The sequence below is a fragment of the Staphylococcus sp. HMSC035D11 genome (genome assembly GCF_001836075.1).
GTDB classification, from domain to species: Bacteria; Bacillota; Bacilli; order Staphylococcales; family Staphylococcaceae; genus Staphylococcus; species Staphylococcus hominis.
Genome location: NZ_KV827241.1, coordinates 20,313 through 39,999, shown reverse-complemented (window position 1 = coordinate 39,999; position 19,687 = coordinate 20,313). Strand labels below are relative to the sequence as shown.

The 19,687-nt window shown below is 32.0% G+C and carries 17 protein-coding genes; 16 read left to right on the top strand and 1 reads right to left on the bottom strand.

Translation table 11 applies throughout. The features are described 5' to 3' along the window. From HMPREF2647_RS05700 to hfq, 11 genes are all read left to right on the top strand, one after another. Positions 1–369: a YlbF/YmcA family competence regulator gene (locus tag HMPREF2647_RS05700; RefSeq protein ID WP_017174630.1), complete on the top strand. Its 369-nt coding sequence runs from the start codon at positions 1–3 to the stop codon at positions 367–369. Between the two features lie 20 nt (positions 370–389). Next, a complete protein-coding gene (gene thiW / locus HMPREF2647_RS05695) occupies positions 390–878 on the top strand; it encodes an energy coupling factor transporter S component ThiW (RefSeq protein ID WP_017174631.1) in 489 nt (162 codons plus the stop codon). A gap of 201 nt (positions 879–1,079) precedes the next feature. After that, positions 1,080–3,701 (top strand): DNA mismatch repair protein MutS, encoded by a 2,622-nt coding sequence (gene mutS / locus HMPREF2647_RS05690; RefSeq protein ID WP_070859710.1) that lies wholly within the window; start codon positions 1,080–1,082, stop codon positions 3,699–3,701. A gap of 12 nt (positions 3,702–3,713) precedes the next feature. After that, positions 3,714–5,738, top strand: coding sequence for a DNA mismatch repair endonuclease MutL (gene mutL, locus HMPREF2647_RS05685; protein WP_037540998.1), 2,025 nt, complete (start codon positions 3,714–3,716; stop codon positions 5,736–5,738). A 15-nt stretch (positions 5,739–5,753) separates the two neighbouring features. Further along, positions 5,754–6,287 (top strand): glycerol-3-phosphate responsive antiterminator, encoded by a 534-nt coding sequence (locus tag HMPREF2647_RS05680; RefSeq protein WP_017174634.1) that lies wholly within the window; start codon positions 5,754–5,756, stop codon positions 6,285–6,287. 250 nt (positions 6,288–6,537) lie between these two features. Continuing rightward, positions 6,538–7,356, top strand: a complete 819-nt coding sequence (locus HMPREF2647_RS05675; protein ID WP_048682785.1) for an MIP/aquaporin family protein — start codon at positions 6,538–6,540, stop codon at positions 7,354–7,356. 95 nt (positions 7,357–7,451) lie between these two features. Then, the gene (gene glpK / locus HMPREF2647_RS05670; RefSeq protein WP_061815408.1) at positions 7,452–8,951 is read left to right on the top strand and encodes a glycerol kinase GlpK; all 1,500 of its coding nucleotides are present in this window, start codon (positions 7,452–7,454) and stop codon (positions 8,949–8,951) included. A gap of 147 nt (positions 8,952–9,098) precedes the next feature. Further along, a complete protein-coding gene (locus HMPREF2647_RS05665) occupies positions 9,099–10,769 on the top strand; it encodes a glycerol-3-phosphate dehydrogenase/oxidase (RefSeq protein ID WP_017174637.1) in 1,671 nt (556 codons plus the stop codon). 205 nt (positions 10,770–10,974) lie between these two features. Next, a complete protein-coding gene (locus tag HMPREF2647_RS05660; RefSeq protein WP_049420066.1) occupies positions 10,975–11,910 on the top strand; it encodes an alpha/beta hydrolase in 936 nt (311 codons plus the stop codon). Between the two features lie 3 nt (positions 11,911–11,913). Further along, positions 11,914–12,912, top strand: coding sequence for a tRNA (adenosine(37)-N6)-dimethylallyltransferase MiaA (miaA, locus tag HMPREF2647_RS05655; RefSeq protein ID WP_037541000.1), 999 nt, complete (start codon positions 11,914–11,916; stop codon positions 12,910–12,912). After that, positions 12,866–13,108 carry an RNA chaperone Hfq gene (gene hfq / locus HMPREF2647_RS05650; RefSeq protein WP_002448741.1) on the top strand — a complete coding sequence of 81 codons (243 nt, stop codon included), beginning with the start codon at positions 12,866–12,868 and terminating at the stop codon, positions 13,106–13,108. The genes miaA and hfq overlap by 47 nt, the downstream gene beginning before the upstream one ends. A gap of 190 nt (positions 13,109–13,298) precedes the next feature. Here the strand turns inward: hfq and HMPREF2647_RS05645 are convergent, their stop codons facing one another. Further along, complete coding sequence (locus HMPREF2647_RS05645) at positions 13,299–13,775, bottom strand: glutathione peroxidase (RefSeq protein WP_037541002.1); 477 nt, start codon at positions 13,773–13,775, stop codon at positions 13,299–13,301. A gap of 109 nt (positions 13,776–13,884) precedes the next feature. Between HMPREF2647_RS05645 and hflX the strand changes: the two genes are divergently transcribed. The 5 genes from hflX (at position 13,885) to glnA (ending at position 19,456) form a co-directional block, all read left to right on the top strand. Next, on the top strand, positions 13,885–15,123 hold the full coding sequence (gene hflX / locus HMPREF2647_RS05640) for a GTPase HflX (protein WP_037541003.1): 1,239 nt from the start codon (positions 13,885–13,887) through the stop codon (positions 15,121–15,123). A gap of 25 nt (positions 15,124–15,148) precedes the next feature. Continuing rightward, complete coding sequence (locus HMPREF2647_RS05635) at positions 15,149–16,387, top strand: methionine gamma-lyase family protein (protein ID WP_049420067.1); 1,239 nt, start codon at positions 15,149–15,151, stop codon at positions 16,385–16,387. A 140-nt stretch (positions 16,388–16,527) separates the two neighbouring features. Further along, positions 16,528–17,502, top strand: a complete 975-nt coding sequence (locus HMPREF2647_RS05630; RefSeq protein WP_049379239.1) for a tRNA dihydrouridine synthase — start codon at positions 16,528–16,530, stop codon at positions 17,500–17,502. A 224-nt stretch (positions 17,503–17,726) separates the two neighbouring features. Beyond that, on the top strand, positions 17,727–18,095 hold the full coding sequence (locus tag HMPREF2647_RS05625) for a MerR family transcriptional regulator (RefSeq protein WP_025987220.1): 369 nt from the start codon (positions 17,727–17,729) through the stop codon (positions 18,093–18,095). Between the two features lie 20 nt (positions 18,096–18,115). Then, positions 18,116–19,456, top strand: a complete 1,341-nt coding sequence (glnA, locus tag HMPREF2647_RS05620; RefSeq protein ID WP_017174642.1) for a type I glutamate--ammonia ligase — start codon at positions 18,116–18,118, stop codon at positions 19,454–19,456. Positions 19,457–19,687 lie beyond the last annotated feature (231 nt).

Sequence of the window (19,687 nt, the reverse complement as noted above, 5' to 3'; positions counted from 1 at the left end):
ATGTATGAGAAAGAAGATATTCTAAAACAAGCAGATAGTGTATCGAACAAAATAAAGGGACTAGAATTGATTAAACAATATCAAAATGTAGAGCAACAAATTCATGAGAATTCATCAATTGACCAAAAAATGAAACAATTAAAATTGCAACAAAAACAGTCAGTAAATTTTCAAAATTATGGCAAGCATCAGGCTTATCAAAAATCTGAAAAAGAAATTTCTCAACTTGAAAAAGAAATCAATGCATTACCTATTGTTGAAGAGTTTCGGTCAGCGCAATTTGAAGCAAATGAGTTGTTGCAATTGATGGTTTCTACTATGGAACAAAGTTTAAATAAGCATAATGAAAAAGCACATCATGACTCATAAACAGAAGGGAATATTCAAAGATGAAAACTAAAAAACTTACCATTACAGCTTTACTCATTGCTTTTAATGTCGTATTTAGTAGTTTTATTATTATACCTTTAGGTCCAGTAAAAGCAGCCCCAGTACAACATTTTGTAAATGTACTATGTGCTGTTTTTGTAGGACCATGGTATGGTTTAGCACAGGCTTTGATTTCTTCTTTAATAAGAATAATATTTGGAACTGGCAGTGCATTTGCCTTTCCTGGTAGTATGATTGGTGTGTTTCTAGCTAGCATCTTCTATATGTATAGAAAGCACATATTTATGGCTGCAGTTGGAGAAGTGATTGGAACTGGAATCATTGGTAGTTTAATGTGCATTCCACTATCTTGGATATTAGGTTTGCAACATTTCTTTATCAAACCATTAATGCTTGTATTTTTAGTTTCAAGTTTCCTTGGTGCGGCGATTAGTTATATCTTACTTATAGTGTTAAAAAAACGTGGATTATTAGATAAATTCAAATAAATATTTTATTTAAGATTATCATTTCATACGCTTAATAAGTTTAGTGTTTATTAAGCGGAATAAAGAGATGATAATCTTTTATTTTTAAGTTGTAGAATAATATTCTAATTTAGATAACGAGCGCTTCAGTATGACATATGTTAAAATATACAAGTTAAAATGTGAGAAACAAGTATATATCAGTAAGGTTGTGAAAAAAATATGGCTAATGTGACACCTATGATGCAACAATATTTAAAAATAAAATCTCAATATCAAGATTGCTTATTGTTTTTTAGATTAGGTGATTTTTATGAAATGTTCTTTGAAGATGCTAAAGAAGCATCTAGAGTATTAGAAATTACTTTAACTAAAAGAGATGCTAAAAAAGAAAATCCAATTCCAATGTGTGGTGTTCCGTATCACTCAGCAAATAGCTATATTGAAACACTTATTAACAATGGATATAAAGTTGCTATTTGTGAACAGATGGAAGATCCAAAACAAACTAAAGGCATGGTTAAAAGAGAAGTAGTTAAAGTAGTCACACCTGGAACAATGATGGAACAAGGCGGAATGGATGAAAATCAAAATAATTATATTCTTAGCTTCATTCAGAATGAAAATGGATACGCATTAAGTTATTGTGATGTTTCTACTGGTGAATTAAAAGCTACCAATTTTGAAGATGAAAGCACGTTAATTAATGAAATCATTACGATTAACCCAAATGAAATTGTAGTACGAGAAGACATAAATGAAGATTTAAAAAAACAAATTTCACTTACTACAGAAACGATTACAGTTAGAGAAGAAATTTCTGATATGGAATATAGTGTCAATACATTAGAAAATAATTTAATGTTTTTGACAACACAATTATTGTTAGATTATATTCATCATACTCAAAAAAGAGATTTGTCTCATATTGAAGACGTGATAACCTATGCGGCGATTGACTTTATGAAAATGGATTATTATGCAAAACGCAATTTAGAGCTTACTGAAAGCATACGTTTAAAAAGTAAAAAAGGAACATTGTTATGGTTAATGGATGAAACAAAAACACCTATGGGTGCAAGACGCTTGAAACAGTGGATTGATCGCCCACTTATTCATAAAGACAATATTGAACAACGATTAGATATCGTAGAATCATTTATTGATCATTTTATAGAAAGAGATACTCTAAGAGGTTACCTTAATCAAGTATATGATATTGAAAGATTAGTAGGACGAGTAAGTTATGGAAATGTAAATGCTCGTGATTTGATTCAACTCAAACATTCTATTTCTGAAATTCCAAATATTAAATCACTTCTTGAACAAATGAATAGTGTGACAACAACGCAGTTTAGCACATTAGAACCATTAGAAGATTTACTGACAGTCTTGGAAGATAGTTTAGTAGAAGAACCACCTATTTCAGTTAAAGATGGGGGGCTGTTCAAACAAGGATTCAGTAAACAACTAGATGAGTATTTAGAAGCATCTAAAAATGGAAAAGATTGGCTCGCACAACTTCAAGCGAAAGAACGTGAAAGAACAGGTATCAAATCTTTAAAAATTAGCTACAATAAAGTTTTTGGTTACTTTATTGAAATCACACGTGCTAATCTTCAAGGATTCGAACCAAGCGAGCATGGCTATCATCGTAAACAAACTTTATCTAATGCAGAAAGATTTATTACAGACGAATTAAAAGAAAAAGAAGATATTATTTTAGGTGCAGAAGATAAAGCAATTGAATTAGAATATCAACTGTTTATTCGATTGAGAGAGCATGTTAAATCATATACTGAAAGATTACAAAGACAAGCAAAAGTGATATCAGAGCTTGATTGTTTACAAAGTTTTGCAGAAATTGCACAAAAATATAACTATGTTAGACCAAAATTTAGTGATGATAAAACATTGAACTTAGAAAATTCTAGACATCCTGTTGTAGAACGTGTGATGGATTATAATGATTATGTACCAAATGATTGTTATCTTGATCAAAATAACTTTATTTATTTGATTACTGGCCCAAATATGTCCGGTAAATCAACTTATATGCGACAAGTGGCAATCATTAGTATCATGGCACAAACGGGAGCTTATGTACCATGTGATAATGCAATATTACCGATTTTTGATCAAATTTTCACAAGAATTGGTGCAGCAGATGATTTAGTATCCGGTAAAAGTACCTTTATGGTTGAAATGTTAGAAGCACAAAAAGCATTAACATACGCAACAGCAGATAGTTTAATCATCTTTGATGAAATCGGACGAGGAACGTCAACATATGATGGCTTATCTCTAGCGCAAGCTATGATTGAATATGTATCTGAAACATCACATGCTAAGACGCTTTTTTCAACCCATTATCATGAATTAACAACATTAGATCAACAGCTATCTAGTTTAAAAAATGTACATGTAGCAGCAGATGAGTATCAAGGTGAACTTATTTTCCTTCATAAAGTTAAAGAGGGTGCCGTTGATGATAGTTATGGTATTCAAGTTGCTAAATTAGCAAATCTTCCTGAGAAAGTAATTGAAAGAGCTCAAGTTATTTTAAATGCGTTTGAACAAAATGGAGTATTAGATGAGAATGTCCATCGTCAACATTATAATGACAACTCTAAAGATATTGAAAATAAGAATCATTTAAATAATAAGGAAGAACACTCAACTATTAAACAAACAGATGTGTTTGAACAAACAAGTTTTGACTTATTTAATTCGAATGAAACACAAAGTGAAATAGAAGCACAAATTAAAAATTTAAATATTTCAAATATGACACCTATTGAAGCATTACTTAAGTTAAGCGAATTACAAAATCAGTTAAGATAGAGGTGTTAATACATGGGTAAAATTAAAGAATTACAAACATCTTTAGCAAATAAAATTGCTGCAGGAGAAGTGGTTGAACGTCCTAGTTCAGTAGTAAAAGAATTACTTGAAAATGCAATTGATGCTAAGGCGACTGAAATTAATATAGAAGTAGAACAATCAGGTATTTCCTCAATTCGTGTAGTCGACAATGGAACTGGAATTGAGCAAGATGATTTGCAACTTGTTTTTCATCGCCATGCTACCAGTAAAATAAATGATGATGACGATTTGTTTCATATCAGAACATTAGGGTTTCGAGGTGAAGCACTGGCCAGTATTTCATCTGTAGCTAAAGTGACACTTAAAACGTGTACAGATAATGAAAATGGTCACGAAATTTATGCTGAAAATGGTGAAATATTATCTCAAAAACCAGCAAAAGCCAAAAAAGGAACAGATATTAAAGTAGAATCATTATTTTATAATACGCCAGCTCGGTTAAAATATATTAAAAGTTTATATACAGAATTAGGAAAAATTACAGATATTGTTAATCGAATGGCAATGAGTCATCCAAACATTCGCTTTTCACTTATATCTGATGGAAAAACGATGTTAAAAACGAATGGTTCTGGAAGAACAAATGAAGTGATGGCTGAAATATATGGTATTAAAGTTGCAAAAGATTTAGTTCACATTTCTGGCGATACTAGTGACTATCATTTAGAAGGATTTGTTGCTAAACCGGAACATTCTCGTAGTAATAAACATTATATTTCAATTTTTATTAATGGTCGATATATCAAAAATTTCGCTTTAAATAAAGCTATTACTGAAGGATATCATACACTTCTAACCATAGGTCGTTACCCTATTTGCTATATCAATATAGAAATGGATCCAATTTTAGTAGATGTCAATGTGCATCCAACGAAACTTGAAGTTAGACTTTCAAAAGAAGAACAACTTTATAATTTAATTATTGAAAAAATTAGACATGCATTTAAAGATAGAATATTAATTCCTAAAAACGATTTAGATCGAACACCTAAAAAAAATAAAGTATTGCATACATTTGAACAACAAAAAATCGATTTTGAACAAAAACAACAAAATATTTCAAATGAGACAAAACAATTAGAAAATAAAAATGACCCCAACATTTCGACTAACAATACCTTTTCAACAATAAGTCATCAATATGATGAAGCACATACCTCTGATGATTCTTACACTAGAGAAGATAACGAAAATTCTAGTGTCTATAATAATAAACGTAGTATGGATAAAGATTACTTCGACATTCAAAAAGATATTTTAAATAGTTTAGATCGTGCCGAATCTTCAATCGATAACACTCGACATGATGAAACCAATATTTATAATTATGATGAAAATGATGACTTTCAAGAGAATGTTACAAATCAAGAAGAACAAGATATTAAAGGTAAAGTAAGTTCAACACCGTCTCGACGTGTGCCATATATGGAAGTAGTTGGCCAAGTACACGGTACCTATATTATTGCTCAAAATGAAAATGGAATGTTTATGATAGATCAACATGCTGCACAAGAACGTATTAAATACGAATATTTCAGAGAAAAGATAGGCGAAGTATCAAATGAAGTACAAGATTTGTTAATTCCTTTAACATTTCACTTCTCAAAAGACGAGCAATTAATTATTGATCAATATCGAGAAGAACTTGATAAAGTAGGGGTCCATTTAGAACATTTTGGTGGATATGACTATATTGTAAATAGTTATCCAGTATGGTTTCCTAAAGTGGAAGCAGAGGAAATTATTAAAGATATGATTGAACTCGTATTAAATCATAAAAAAATTGACGTTAAAAAAATGCGTGAAGACGCAGCTATTATGATGAGTTGTAAGAAGTCAATTAAAGCAAATCATTATTTAAAAAAGAATGAAATGGCAGATTTAATTGATCAATTAAGAGAAGCGGAAGATCCATTTACTTGTCCTCATGGTAGACCAATTATTATTAACTTTTCAAATTATGAATTAGAGAAATTATTTAAACGAGTAATGTAGAAGGGATGCATAGAAATGAAAGAACACGTACTACCAGCAATTCGAAATATGAAAGATTTAGAGAAATTAATTCAAACGGATTATAAAGTGTGTGTCCTTTTAGATATGCATGTAGGTCATTTAAGAAGCATTATAGAGTTACTTAAAAAACATGACATTGAAGCATATATTCATATTGATTTAATTAAAGGAATGGCACATGATGAATATGCATGTGAATATATCATTCAAACTTATAAACCAAAAGGGATTGTTTCAACAAAAACAAAAGTTATTCAAAAAGCAAAATCATTAAATGTACTTACTATTTTTAGAGTTTTTATTATTGATAGTCAAGCACTCAATCGTAGTATACAACTCATAAAGAAAGTGGACCCAGATTATGTTGAAGTACTACCAGGTATTGCTCATAAAATTGTTGAAAATGTAAGAGAAGCAACGACTGCTAAAATTATAGCAGGTGGGCTAATCGAAGAAGAAAAAGAAGTGAATGATGCAATTAATAGTGGTGCAAGTTATGTAACCACAAGTAACAGAAAATTATGGTAGAAATTATATTTTTAACCTGAGACAAAATTGATGTCTCAGGTTTTTTTATGTATTGATAAAAAATAATTATAATACGCTCTTTTAATCTATAAAATAAATTGTGACAATTTTTTTACAAAAATCATTGACAACGCTTACAATTATTTTGTATGATTTATACAAGTTAATATTTGAATGAGAGATGAAGAGATTTCTGCAACCCTAATTATATAGTTTGTAGAAGTCTCTTTGCCTTGTAGGAGGTTAAAACATGAATGCTTATTTAGCAGAGTTTTTAGGCACGGCCATTCTTATTTTGTTCGGTGGAGGCGTATGTGCAAATGTAAATTTAAAACGTAGCGCTGGACAAGAATCTGATTGGATCGTTATTGCCGCTGGATGGGGCTTAGCTGTAACTATGGGAGTTTATGCAGTAGGACAATTTTCTGGAGCCCATTTAAATCCAGCTGTGTCAATTGCTTTAGCAGTTGAGGGAAGTTTTAGTTGGATAAAAGTACCAGGATATATTGTTTGTCAAATGTTAGGAGGAATTGTAGGAGCTACACTTGTTTGGTTAATGTATTTACCACATTGGAAAGCAACTAAAGATCAAGGTGCAAAATTAGGCGTATTCTCTACTGCACCTGCTATTAAAAATTATTTTGCTAACTTTTTAAGTGAAATTATTGGAACTGCTATTTTAAGTTTAGGGATTTTATTTATTGGGGTAAATAAAATTGCAGATGGATTAAACCCATTAATTGTGGGTAGTTTAATTATTGCAATAGGTTTAAGTTTAGGTGGGCCTACAGGTTATGCCATTAATCCAGCTCGTGACTTAGGACCAAGAATTGCACATGCGATTTTACCAATTGCTGGTAAAGGAGGATCTAATTGGTGGTATGCTATTGTACCAGTACTAGGACCAATTGCTGGCGGTATGCTAGGTGCTGTGATTTATCAGGTTTTTTATAAAAATGAATTTACTTTTATGAGTGGTGTTAGCATTGTAGTTTTGATTGTTACATTACTGATTGGTTTAGCGCTTAATAAATCAAATAAACATAAAGATATTGAATCGATTTATTAAAAGAAAAATTTTAGTTTTAAATCATATAATATATTGACTATGTGATTCAAAGGATACTTAACACATACAGTCAGAATGAAAGAAGGAGAAAAATTATGGAACAATACATCATGTCAATAGACCAGGGCACAACTAGCTCTAGAGCAATTTTATTTGATAAAGAAGGACAAATTCAAGGCGTTGCGCAAAGAGAATTTAAACAATATTTTCCTAAATCTGGTTGGGTAGAGCATGACGCTAATGAAATTTGGACATCAGTATTAGCAGTAATGGCTGAAGTGATAAATGAAAATGAAATTGATCCTGAACAAATTAAAGGTATTGGTATTACTAACCAACGTGAAACTACGGTCATTTGGGATAAGAAAACAGGTCGCCCAATTTATCATGCAATTGTTTGGCAATCTCGTCAAACACAACATATTTGTAATGAATTAAAAGAACAAGGCCACGAAAAAACATTTCGTAATAAAACAGGTTTATTATTAGACCCTTACTTTTCTGGAACAAAAGTAAGATGGATATTAGATAATGTTAAAGGTGCAAGAGAGAAAGCCGAAAATGGGGATTTATTATTCGGAACTATCGATACTTGGTTAGTGTGGAAACTATCTGGTGGAGAAGCACATATTACAGACTATTCAAATGCCAGTCGTACATTAATGTATAACATTCATGAACTTAAATGGGATGATGAATTATTAGAATTACTAGACATTCCTAAAGCAATACTTCCAGAAGTTAAAGAATCTAGTGAAATCTATGCACATACTAAAGATTATCATTTCTTTGGTCAAGAAGTACCAATTGCTGGTATTGCTGGTGACCAACAAGCAGCATTGTTTGGTCAAGCTTGTTTCGAACGTGGTGATGTGAAAAATACGTATGGTACTGGCGGATTCATGTTAATGAACACTGGTGAAGAACCTGTAACGTCTGAAAGTGGATTGTTAACTACAATTGCTTATGGTCTTGACGGTAAAGTAAACTATGCACTTGAAGGATCAATTTTCGTATCTGGATCAGCAATTCAATGGTTACGTGACGGTTTAAGAATTATTAATTCTGCACCGCAAACTGAAAACTATGCAACACGTGTTAATTCTACTGATAATGTCTACTTTGTTCCTGCATTCGTAGGACTTGGTACACCATATTGGGATTCTGAAGCACGTGGTGCGATTTTCGGATTAACTCGTGGTACTGAAAAAGAACATTTCATTCGTGCAACATTAGAATCTTTATGTTATCAAACACGCGATGTTATGGAAGCAATGTCTAAAGATTCAGGAATTGAAGTAAATAATTTACGTGTTGATGGTGGCGCAGTAAAAAATAACTTTATAATGCAATTCCAAGCAGATATTGTTGATACATCAGTTGAACGTCCGGAAGTTCAAGAAACAACAGCACTTGGAGCTGCTTATCTAGCAGGTTTGGCTGTAGACTTTTGGGAAGATAAAAAAGACATTGCTGATAGATGGAAATTAGAAACAGAATTTAATCCAGAAATGTCTGAAGAAACAAGAACTAAGTTATATAAAGGTTGGAAGAAAGCAGTAGAAGCTACTCAAGTCTTTAAATTAGAAGATTAATTTTTAATTATGGCTTAGTTACAAAGAATATGTTATGATGTAATTAAGTTAATACATTAGTCGAGATTTGAGAGACCTGTTATCATGCAGTATGCTTCTGTGTGTATAGGTCTCTCTTTTTTTAATATAAATTTTGGAGGGTATATTATGGCATTATCTACTTTTAACAGGAACTTAATTAAAAAGAATTTAAGAAATAAAGAATTTGACGTTGTAGTTATTGGTGGAGGAATTACTGGTGCAGGTATTGCATTAGATGCTACACAACGTGGTATGAAAGTAGCTTTAGTAGAAATGCAAGACTTTGCGCAAGGTACAAGTTCTCGCTCAACTAAATTAGTACATGGTGGTTTACGTTACTTGAAACAAGCACAAATCAAAGTTGTTGCTGAAACAGGTAAAGAACGTGCAATAGTTTATGAAAATGGTCCCCACGTAACAACTCCTGAATGGATGTTATTACCGATGCATAAAGGGGGGACATTTGGTAAATTCACAACTAACATCGGGTTAACAATGTATGATCGTTTAGCAGGCGTTAAACGTCATGAACGTAAAAAAATGTTATCAAAACAAGCTACTTTAAATAAAGAACCTCTTGTGAAAAAAGATGGTTTAAAAGGTGGCGGATACTACGTAGAATATCGTACTGATGATGCTCGCTTAACAATTGAAGTGATGAAACGTGCTGCTGAAAAAGGCGCTGAAGTCATTAATCACACTAAATCTACTGACTTCGTATACGATGCTAAAAATAAAGTAAGTGGTATTAAAGTAAAAGATATGCTTACAGGTGAAGAGTATCAAATCAATGCTAAAAAAGTAATCAATGCTGCTGGTCCATGGGTAGACGAAGTGAGAAAGAAAGATTATACACGTAACAATAAACAATTACGTTTAACAAAAGGTGTTCACGTAGTTATCGATCAATCAAAATTCCCATTACGTCAAGCGGTTTACTTTGATACTGAAAAAGATGGTCGTATGATTTTTGCTATTCCTCGTGAAGGTAAAGCATATGTAGGTACTACTGATACATTCTATAATAATGAAAAAACAAAACCTTTAACTAATCAAGAAGATAGAGACTATTTAATTGATGCAATCAATTATATGTTCCCTGATGTACATGTTACTGATGCTGATATTGAATCAACTTGGGCTGGCGTACGTCCATTAATTTTAGAAGATGGAAAAGATCCTTCAGAAATTTCACGTAAAGATGAAATTTGGGAAGGTAAATCAGGATTATTAACCATTGCTGGTGGTAAATTAACTGGATATCGTCATATGGCATTAGAAATTGTTGATTTATTAGCTAAGCGTTTAAAACAAGAATATAGTCTAAAATTTGCGGATAGCAAAACTAAAAATACACCTATTTCTGGTGGAGATGTTGGTGGTAGTAAAAACTTTGAAAATTACGTAAATCGTAAAGTTCAAGAAGGTAAAGCACTTGGATTAAGCACAGATGTGGCACATAATTTAGCTTCAAAATACGGTTCAAATGTAGATAAATTATTCGCAATTGCACAATTAACGAATGAAAAAGATTTAAATATGCCATTAGAATTATACGTTCAATTAGTTTATAGTGTACAAAACGAAATGGTATATAAACCAACTGATTTCTTAATTCGTCGTACTGGTAAATTATACTTTGACATCAATACAGTTAAACAATATAAACAAGCAATTATTGATGAATTAGATAAATTATTAAATTATACTGCTGAACAGAAAAATGAATTTTCTAAAGAAGTTGATGAAGCTATTGAAGAAGCAACACATGGTAATCATCAACCTGCAGAAAAATAAATATAGTTAAAATAGTATAGCAACTGAGATTGGGTAAAAGTACTCAATCTCAGTTTTTTATATTTTGATAAAATTTTTAAATTTAAAGTATATATAACCTATTAAAAAGTAACAAACTATTTGATAACATTAAAGAGTATAGGTATATTAGTAGGAATAGTACGTTGTTAACATACCATTAAAGAAAGAGATTGGAGGCATATCTATGGGGCAAAGTGCTTATAAAATAACTGTAGAAGATGGAACAACTTTAGAAGTTAAAGTAGATAAAGCAAACATAGCGACTTATGGTATTATACATATATTTCATGGTATGGCTGAACATATGGATCGATACGAAACACTTGTTAATGCTTTAACGCATCAAGGCTATGATGTGATTAGACATAATCATAGAGGACATGGGAAAGAGATTGATGAGAAAGGACGTGGACATTACGACAGTATGAATCAAGTTGTTCAAGATGCGTTTGAAATTGCACAAACATTATATGATAGTGAGAAAGGATTACCCTATATTGTATTAGGCCATTCAATGGGATCTATTATTGCACGTTTATTTGTTGAAACTTATCCAAATTTTGCTAATGGATTGATATTAACTGGAACAGGACAATATCCGAAATGGAAAGGAATTCCTGCAAGAATCAGTTTGAAATTAATTTCTATTTTTACTGGGAAGCGCAATCGTTTAAAATGGGTCAATCAACTCGTTTACAAATCATTTAACAAAAAGATTGATCAACCACGAACTGAAAGTGACTGGCTTTCATCACAATCTACAGAAGTTGATAAATTTGTAAACGATGAGTATACCGGCTTTTTAGTTTCAAACCAATTAATTTATGAAACAGTAAAACATATGACACGTACTGCAAATTATACTCAATTAAAAAAAATGAATAAACAGTTACCAATATTGATGATTTCAGGAAAAAATGATCCTTTTGGAGAGTATGGCAGAGGTGTTAAATCCTTGGCCAGAAAATTTACAAAAGCTGGTATTAAACATATTACGGTACAACTTTATGCAAATAGAAGACATGAAATATTATTTGAAGTTGATCAACAAATGATATGGAATCATATGTTTGATTGGATTCAAAAACAAGTATTGAAAAATAATCAGAGTGAGGCGTAATCATTGCAAGCATCAAAAAAACCTTTTCTAGTAGTTATTGTAGGACCGACAGCTTCGGGTAAAACAGAATTGAGTATCGAATTAGCTAAAAAAATGAATGGAGAAATCATTAGTGGCGATTCGATGCAAGTATACCGTCAAATGAATATAGGTACTGCAAAGGTAACAGAAACAGAAATGGAAGGGATACCCCATTATTTAATAGATATCTTAAATCCTGATGAATCATTTTCTGCATACGAATTTAAAAAAAGAGCAGAAGTGCTTATTGAAGATATTACAAAAAGAGGTAAAGTACCTATTATTGCAGGAGGTACAGGTTTATATATTCAGTCTTTAATTTACGATTATCCATTTGATGATGAAAATGTATCAGTAGAAAAAGAATTAAGAGTAAAAGAAAAATTAGATGCATTAAATCAATTGAATAATGATGACTTACATCGTTACTTAGCATCGTTTGATGAAACATCAGCTAAAGATATTCATCCAAATAATAGAAAAAGAGTACTTAGAGCGATTGAATATTACTTAAAAACAAAAAAACTTTTAAGTTCTCGAAAGAAAGTTCAACAATTTACAGAAAATTATGATACATTATTAGTAGGGATTGAAATGTCGCGCAAAACATTATATACAAGAATAAATAAACGTGTTGATATTATGTTGGGCCACGGATTATTTAATGAAGTGAAAGCACTAGTTGAACAAGGTTTTGAATCTAGTCAGAGTATGCAAGCAATTGGTTACAAAGAACTTGTCCCTGTTATAAAAGGAGAAATGGAATTAGAACCAGCTGTAGAATTATTAAAACAACATTCAAGGCAATATGCGAAAAGACAACTCACATGGTTTAAAAACAAAATGAATGTTCAATGGTTTGATAGAGAGACAATGTCACTTCAAATGATGTTAGATGAGATTACAACCCAAATAAATAAAAGGAGTTCTAAACATGATTGCAAACCAAAACATCCAAGATCAAGCACTAGAGAACTTTAAAGCAGAACAAACGGAAATTACTGTATTTTTCTTAAATGGTTTTCAAATGAAAGGTGTTATTGAAGACTTTGATAAATACATGATTAGCTTAGTTTCTCAAGGCAAACAACATTTGATTTACAAACATGCGATCAGCACTTTCACTGTGGATACAGAATCTACTGATTCAGAAGCTACAGGCGAAGGTGAAGAATAAGTTGTAATTAAAGTGCCAAGTTACTGACTTTTAGAGCGTAGTCCACGGTCGAAATGTATACGTAGCTTGCAAAATTCTCATCAATTTTTGCACTTTTGAACAAATAAAGGAAATGTTTGTAATAAAACAAAGCTTCAATATAGAACGATTGTCTATGACATAGTCATCTATATTGAAGCTTTTATTTAATTTATAGAAGTTTTTCAATATCTTTTTCAATTTGAGCAGGTTTTTTCTGAGGTGAGAAGCGTTGAACAATATTACCTTCACGGTCAACTAAAAACTTAGTGAAATTCCATTTAATTTTTTCACTTAACATGCCTTTAGCTTGACTTGTTAAATAACGGAACAATGGATGCTGGTTATCGCCTTTAACGTCAATTTTTTCATGAATAGGGAATGTGACACCGTAGTTAATTTTACAATTTTGATTTGCTTCAGCACCAGAACCAGGTTCTTGACCTCCAAACTGATTGCATGGGAAACCTAAAACAATAAATCCTTGGTCCTTATATTTATTATATAGTTCTTGTAATCCTTCAAATTGTGGTGTAAATCCACATTCACTCGCTGTATTAACGATAAGCATAACATCGCCTTTATATACATCTAATTTATAATTTTCACCATTAGATTTTTGAACTTCAAAATCATAAATATTTTCCATACTATCACCCTTTCAATTTAGCTTTAATTTAACATAGTTTTAGTCGTTAGTCTTTAAACTTGCTCTATGATAGAATATGTAAGACATGTTAGAAAAGGAGATGTATATCATGGCTCAGCAACACACTTATGATACAAAGAAAAAGTTAGAAACTGCTGTATTAGTTGGTGTACATGCTCAAAGTGATCATCAATATAATTTTGAATCTACAATGGAAGAATTAGAAGCTTTAGCGTTGACTTGTCAATTAGATGTTAAAGGACAAGTCACTCAAAATAAAGATCAATTTGATTATAAATATTATGTTGGCAAAGGTAAGATTGATGAAATTAAAGCTTTTATAGAATTTCATGACATCGATGTTGTTGTGACAAATGATGAATTAACAACAGCACAATCAAAAACATTAAATGATAATTTGGGCATTAAAATTATCGATAGAACACAGCTCATTCTTGAAATTTTTGCTTTAAGAGCGCGTAGTAGAGAAGGTAAATTACAAGTTGAATTAGCTCAACTCGATTACTTACTTCCTAGATTACAAGGACATGGAAAAAGTTTATCTCGTTTAGGCGGGGGAATTGGTACGCGTGGTCCTGGTGAAACAAAATTAGAAATGGATAGACGTCATATTAGAACACGTATGAATGAAATTAAACTTCAACTTAAAACAGTGGTCGAACATCGTGAAAGATATCGTAATCAACGCGAACAAAATCAAGTGTTTCAAATTGCACTTATTGGCTACACTAACGCTGGAAAATCTTCTTGGTTTAATGTTTTAGCAAACGAAACGACTTTTGAAAAAGATTTACTATTTGCCACACTTGACCCTAAAACACGACAAATACAAATTAACAATGGGTTTAATTTAATTATTTCTGATACCGTAGGCTTCATTCAAAAGTTGCCTACAACGTTAGTAGCAGCATTTAAGTCGACATTAGAAGAAGCGAAAAGTGCTGATTTACTTCTACATGTCGTTGATGCAAGTCATCCAGAATATCGTGCTCAATATGATACGGTTAATCAATTGGTAAAAGACTTAGATATGGATGACCTTCCACAAGCAATCATTTTTAATAAAAAAGATCAATGTTCTGAAGAAACTGATGTACCGGTATCAGGCCATCCGTCTGTATTTGTATCAAGTCGTAATAGTGAAGATAAATTAAAAGTGAAGCAGTTACTGTTTGATCAAATAAAAGCGACTTTGTCATATTACGTAGAAACTGTATCTAGTGAAGATGCAGATAGATTATATTTTTTAAAACAACATACACTTATCGAAGAAATGAAATTTGATGAAAATAATGAAAGCTATATCGTTAAAGGATATAGAAAATAATTATATATAAAGGAAGATAAATTGCATGTCAGATATTCAACACATCGTTTCTAAAGTAGAAGAAACGTTAACACCCTTATTTAAAGAAATTGAAGAAACTGCTTATATCAATCAGGAAAAGGTTCTTAATGCATTTCATCATGTTAAAGCGAGCGAGAATGATTTAGTAGGTTCTACAGGATATGGTTATGATGATTTTGGACGTGATCATTTAGAAGAGATATATGCTCATACGTTTAAAGCAGAAGATGCAATTGTTAGACCTCAAATTATTTCGGGTACTCATGCAATTACATTAGCATTGCAAAGTACACTCAAATATGGCGATGAACTGATGTACATTACAGGTAGTCCCTATGACACCTTACTTGAAGTGATTGGTGTTAATGGTAATGGTATTGAAAGTCTCAAAGAGCATGGCGTGACATATAAAGAAGTTGCATTAAAAGATGGAATGATTGATGTTGAAACTGTTTTAAATACTATTTCGAAACAAACGAAAGTTATTGCTATTCAACGTTCAAAAGGGTATGGACAACGACCTTCAATTACAGTAGATGAAATAGAAACTGCTATTTCTCAAATTAAACAACGATATCCAAATGTAATTATTTTTGTGGATAATTGCTACGGAGAGTTTGTAGAGCGTCGAGAACCAATAGAAGTGGGTGCAGATTTAATTGCAGGGTCATTAATAAAAAATCCTGGTGGTGGATTAGCAAAAATTGGTGGTTACATTGCAGGACGAAAAGATTTAATCGAACGATGTGGTTATCGTTTAACTGCACCTGGTATTGGTAAAGAAGCGGGTGCTTCATTATTTTCATTGCAAGAAATGTATCAAGGATTCTTTTTAGCACCGCATGTAGTGAGTCAAAGCTTAAAAGGCTCACTATTTACAAGTTTACTTCTTGAAAAAATGAATATGAACACAGTTCCCAAGTACGATGCTAAGCGTACAGACTTAATTCAAACCGTTCAATTTGATACAAAAGAACAGATGATTGCATTTTGTCAAAGTATTCAACATGCTTCACCAATTAATGCACACTTTAGTCCTGAACCTAGTTATATGCCTGGTTATGAAGATGATGTCATCATGGCAGCAGGAACGTTTGTGCAAGGATCCTCTATTGAATTATCAGCAGATGGTCCGATTCGTCCGCCTTATGAGGCATATGTGCAAGGTGGTCTAACTTATGAACATGTTAAAATTGCAGTAACACGTGCGGTTATGAATTTAAAAGAACAGAATTTAATTTAAGTAATATAACACAATATTCAAAAATAGATAGTAATAAACATAATGAGAGTGAATTTCCTTTTGTATATGGATTTATTTTATGATAATATATCATGGTTAATTATACGAGATACTAATGAATAAGAAGGTTTAAATCAATTATGAAAGAAAATTTTTGGAATGAATTACCACGTCCATTTTTCATTTTAGCGCCGATGGAAGACGTGACAGACATTGTTTTTCGACATGTAGTAAGTGAAGCAGCGAGACCAGATGTATTTTTTACTGAATTTACAAATACGGAGAGTTTTTGTCATCCAGAAGGGATACATAGTGTACGAGGACGTTTAACATTCAGTGAAGATGAACAGCCTATGGTTGCTCATATATGGGGTGATAAGCCAGAGCAATTTAAAGAAATGAGTTTTGGTTTAGCAGATATGGGCTTTAAAGGTATTGATTTAAATATGGGCTGTCCTGTCGCAAATGTTGCCAAAAAAGGTAAAGGGTCTGGGTTAATTTTACGACCAGAAAGAGCAGCTGAAATTATTCAAGCAGCCAAGGCAGGTGGACTACCTGTTAGTGTTAAAACACGTCTAGGTTATTATAATATAGAGGAATGGAAAGAATGGTTAAGACATGTGTTTAAGCAAGACATTGCAAACTTATCTATCCATCTTCGTACACGTAAAGAAATGAGCAAAGTCGATGCACATTGGGAATTAATTGAAGCCATTAAAGAAATGCGCGATGAAGTGGCGCCTCAAACATTATTAACTATCAATGGTGATATTCCAGATAGACAAAAAGGTATGGAACTTGCGACGAAATATGGTATTGATGGAGTTATGATAGGAAGAGGCATTTTCCATAATCCTTTTGCATTTGAGAAAGAGCCACGCGAACATACAAGTAAAGAACTCTTGGATTTATTTAGATTACATTTAGAGTTATTTGAAAAGTATTCAAATGAAGAAACACAACAATTTAAAAGTTTACGACGTTTCTTTAAAATTTATGTGCGAGGTATTAGAGGTGCAAGTGAATTACGGCATCAATTAATGAGTACAGAAACTGTGGATGAAGCTCGAGCATTACTTGATGACTTTGAAGCAAATATGGAAGATAACCATTAATGAAACTTAAATTTTTAAAACTTAACAATAAGAATACGCTATCGTATTGATGTCTTGAAAAATAATTTTTAAATAGTAAAAAGCCTGTAGATAACTGTATCTATGGGCTTTTACGTTTATATGTAAGAAATATTTAATTTTCATGTCAGAAAACCTAACATATTTTTGTATTTCATATTAATCTATGCTAAATTATAGACAAGTTCAAAAGTAGAGGTGAGGTTATAGTGTCTAACGATACAATAAGACGTAATATGGCCGTGTTCTCTATGAGTGTTGTTTGTAAATTGACAGAGCTCACAGCAAGACAAATACGTTATTATGAAACACATGAACTCATTAAGCCCGAACGTACCGAAGGAAATAAAAGGTTATTCTCGATGAATGACTTAGAGAGACTGTTAGAAATTAAAACGTTAATTGAAAAAGGTTTTAATTTAAAAGGTATTAAACAAATAATTACAAATAATCAAGGGCACTTAACTACTGATGAACAAGAGACGAGAAAAAGAATGATTGTAGATGCAACTCAGAAACCGCGCAGTGAAGCTTTACCGATAAACCGTGGCGATTTATCACGATTTATTAATTAATAACTTGGAGGATGTTTACCATGCCAAAACATACTTTTACAAAAGAGGATATTCGCAAATTTGCAAAAGAGGAAAACGTAAGATATTTAAGATTACAATTCACTGATATCTTAGGTACAATTAAAAATGTTGAAGTTCCAGTAAGCCAATTAGAAAAAGTGTTAGATAATGAAATGATGTTTGACGGATCTTCAATCGAAGGTTTCGTACGTATTGAAGAATCAGATATGTATTTATACCCAGATTTAGATACTTGGGTTATCTTCCCTTGGACAGCAGGTCAAGGCAAAGTAGCACGTTTAATTTGTGATGTTTATACAACTGATGGTGAACCATTTGCTGGGGACCCACGTACGAACTTAAAACGTATATTAAAAGAAATGGAAGACTTAGGTTATACAGATTTCAACTTAGGGCCTGAACCAGAATTCTTCTTATTCAAATTGGATGAAAAAGGTGAACCAACATTAGAATTAAATGATAATGGCGGTTACTTCGACTTAGCACCAACTGACTTAGGTGAAAATTGTCGTCGTGACATCGTCCTTGAATTAGAAGATATGGGCTTTGATATCGAAGCAAGTCATCATGAAGTAGCACCAGGTCAACACGAAATTGACTTCAAATATGCAGATGCAATTTCAGCATGTGACAACATTCAAACATTTAAATTAGTTGTTAAAACAATTGCACGTAAACATAATTTACATGCGACATTTATGCCAAAACCATTATTTGGTGTAAATGGAAGTGGTATGCACTTCAACGTATCTTTATTCAAAGGTAAAGAAAATGCATTCTTTGATCCAAACGGCAAAGATCAATTAACTGAAGATGCTTATCACTTTACTGCAGGTATCTTAAATAATGCACGTGGATTTACGGCAGTATGTAACCCATTAGTCAATTCATATAAGCGTTTAGTACCTGGTTACGAAGCACCATGTTACATTGCTTGGAGTGGTAAAAACCGTTCTCCATTAGTACGTGTACCTACTTCAAGAGGTCTATCAACTCGTATTGAAGTACGTTCAGTTGACCCTGCTGCTAACCCATATATGGCTTTAGCTGCGATCTTACAAGCTGGTTTAGACGGTATTAAAAACAAAACTAAAGTACCAGAACCAGTAAACCAAAATATCTATGAAATGAATCGTGAAGAACGTGAAGCAGTAGGTATTCAAGATTTACCATCTACACTTTACACTGCATTAAAAGCAATGCGTGAAAACGATACAGTTAAAAAAGCATTAGGCAATCACATCTATAATCAATTTATTAATTCTAAATCTATCGAATGGGACTATTACAGAACTCAAGTTTCTGAATGGGAACGCGATCAATATATGAAACAATACTAATCGCTAAGCAAAAAGGGGAAAGACTTAGGGACATAAGGAGTTAAGGCATTTGCCTTAGCTTCTTTTTTATTTGAAAATAATCTATTTTTACTTGACCACTTTCTTCAAAAGTAGTGAATTGGTCAAGTTTTGGTCAAGTTTTGGTCAAGTAAGTTAAAAAAAAACAGTCTTTATATACTTCTTAAAATTTTCTAGTTTAATTATAGATTGTTTAGCTTTTTTTGTTTTTTC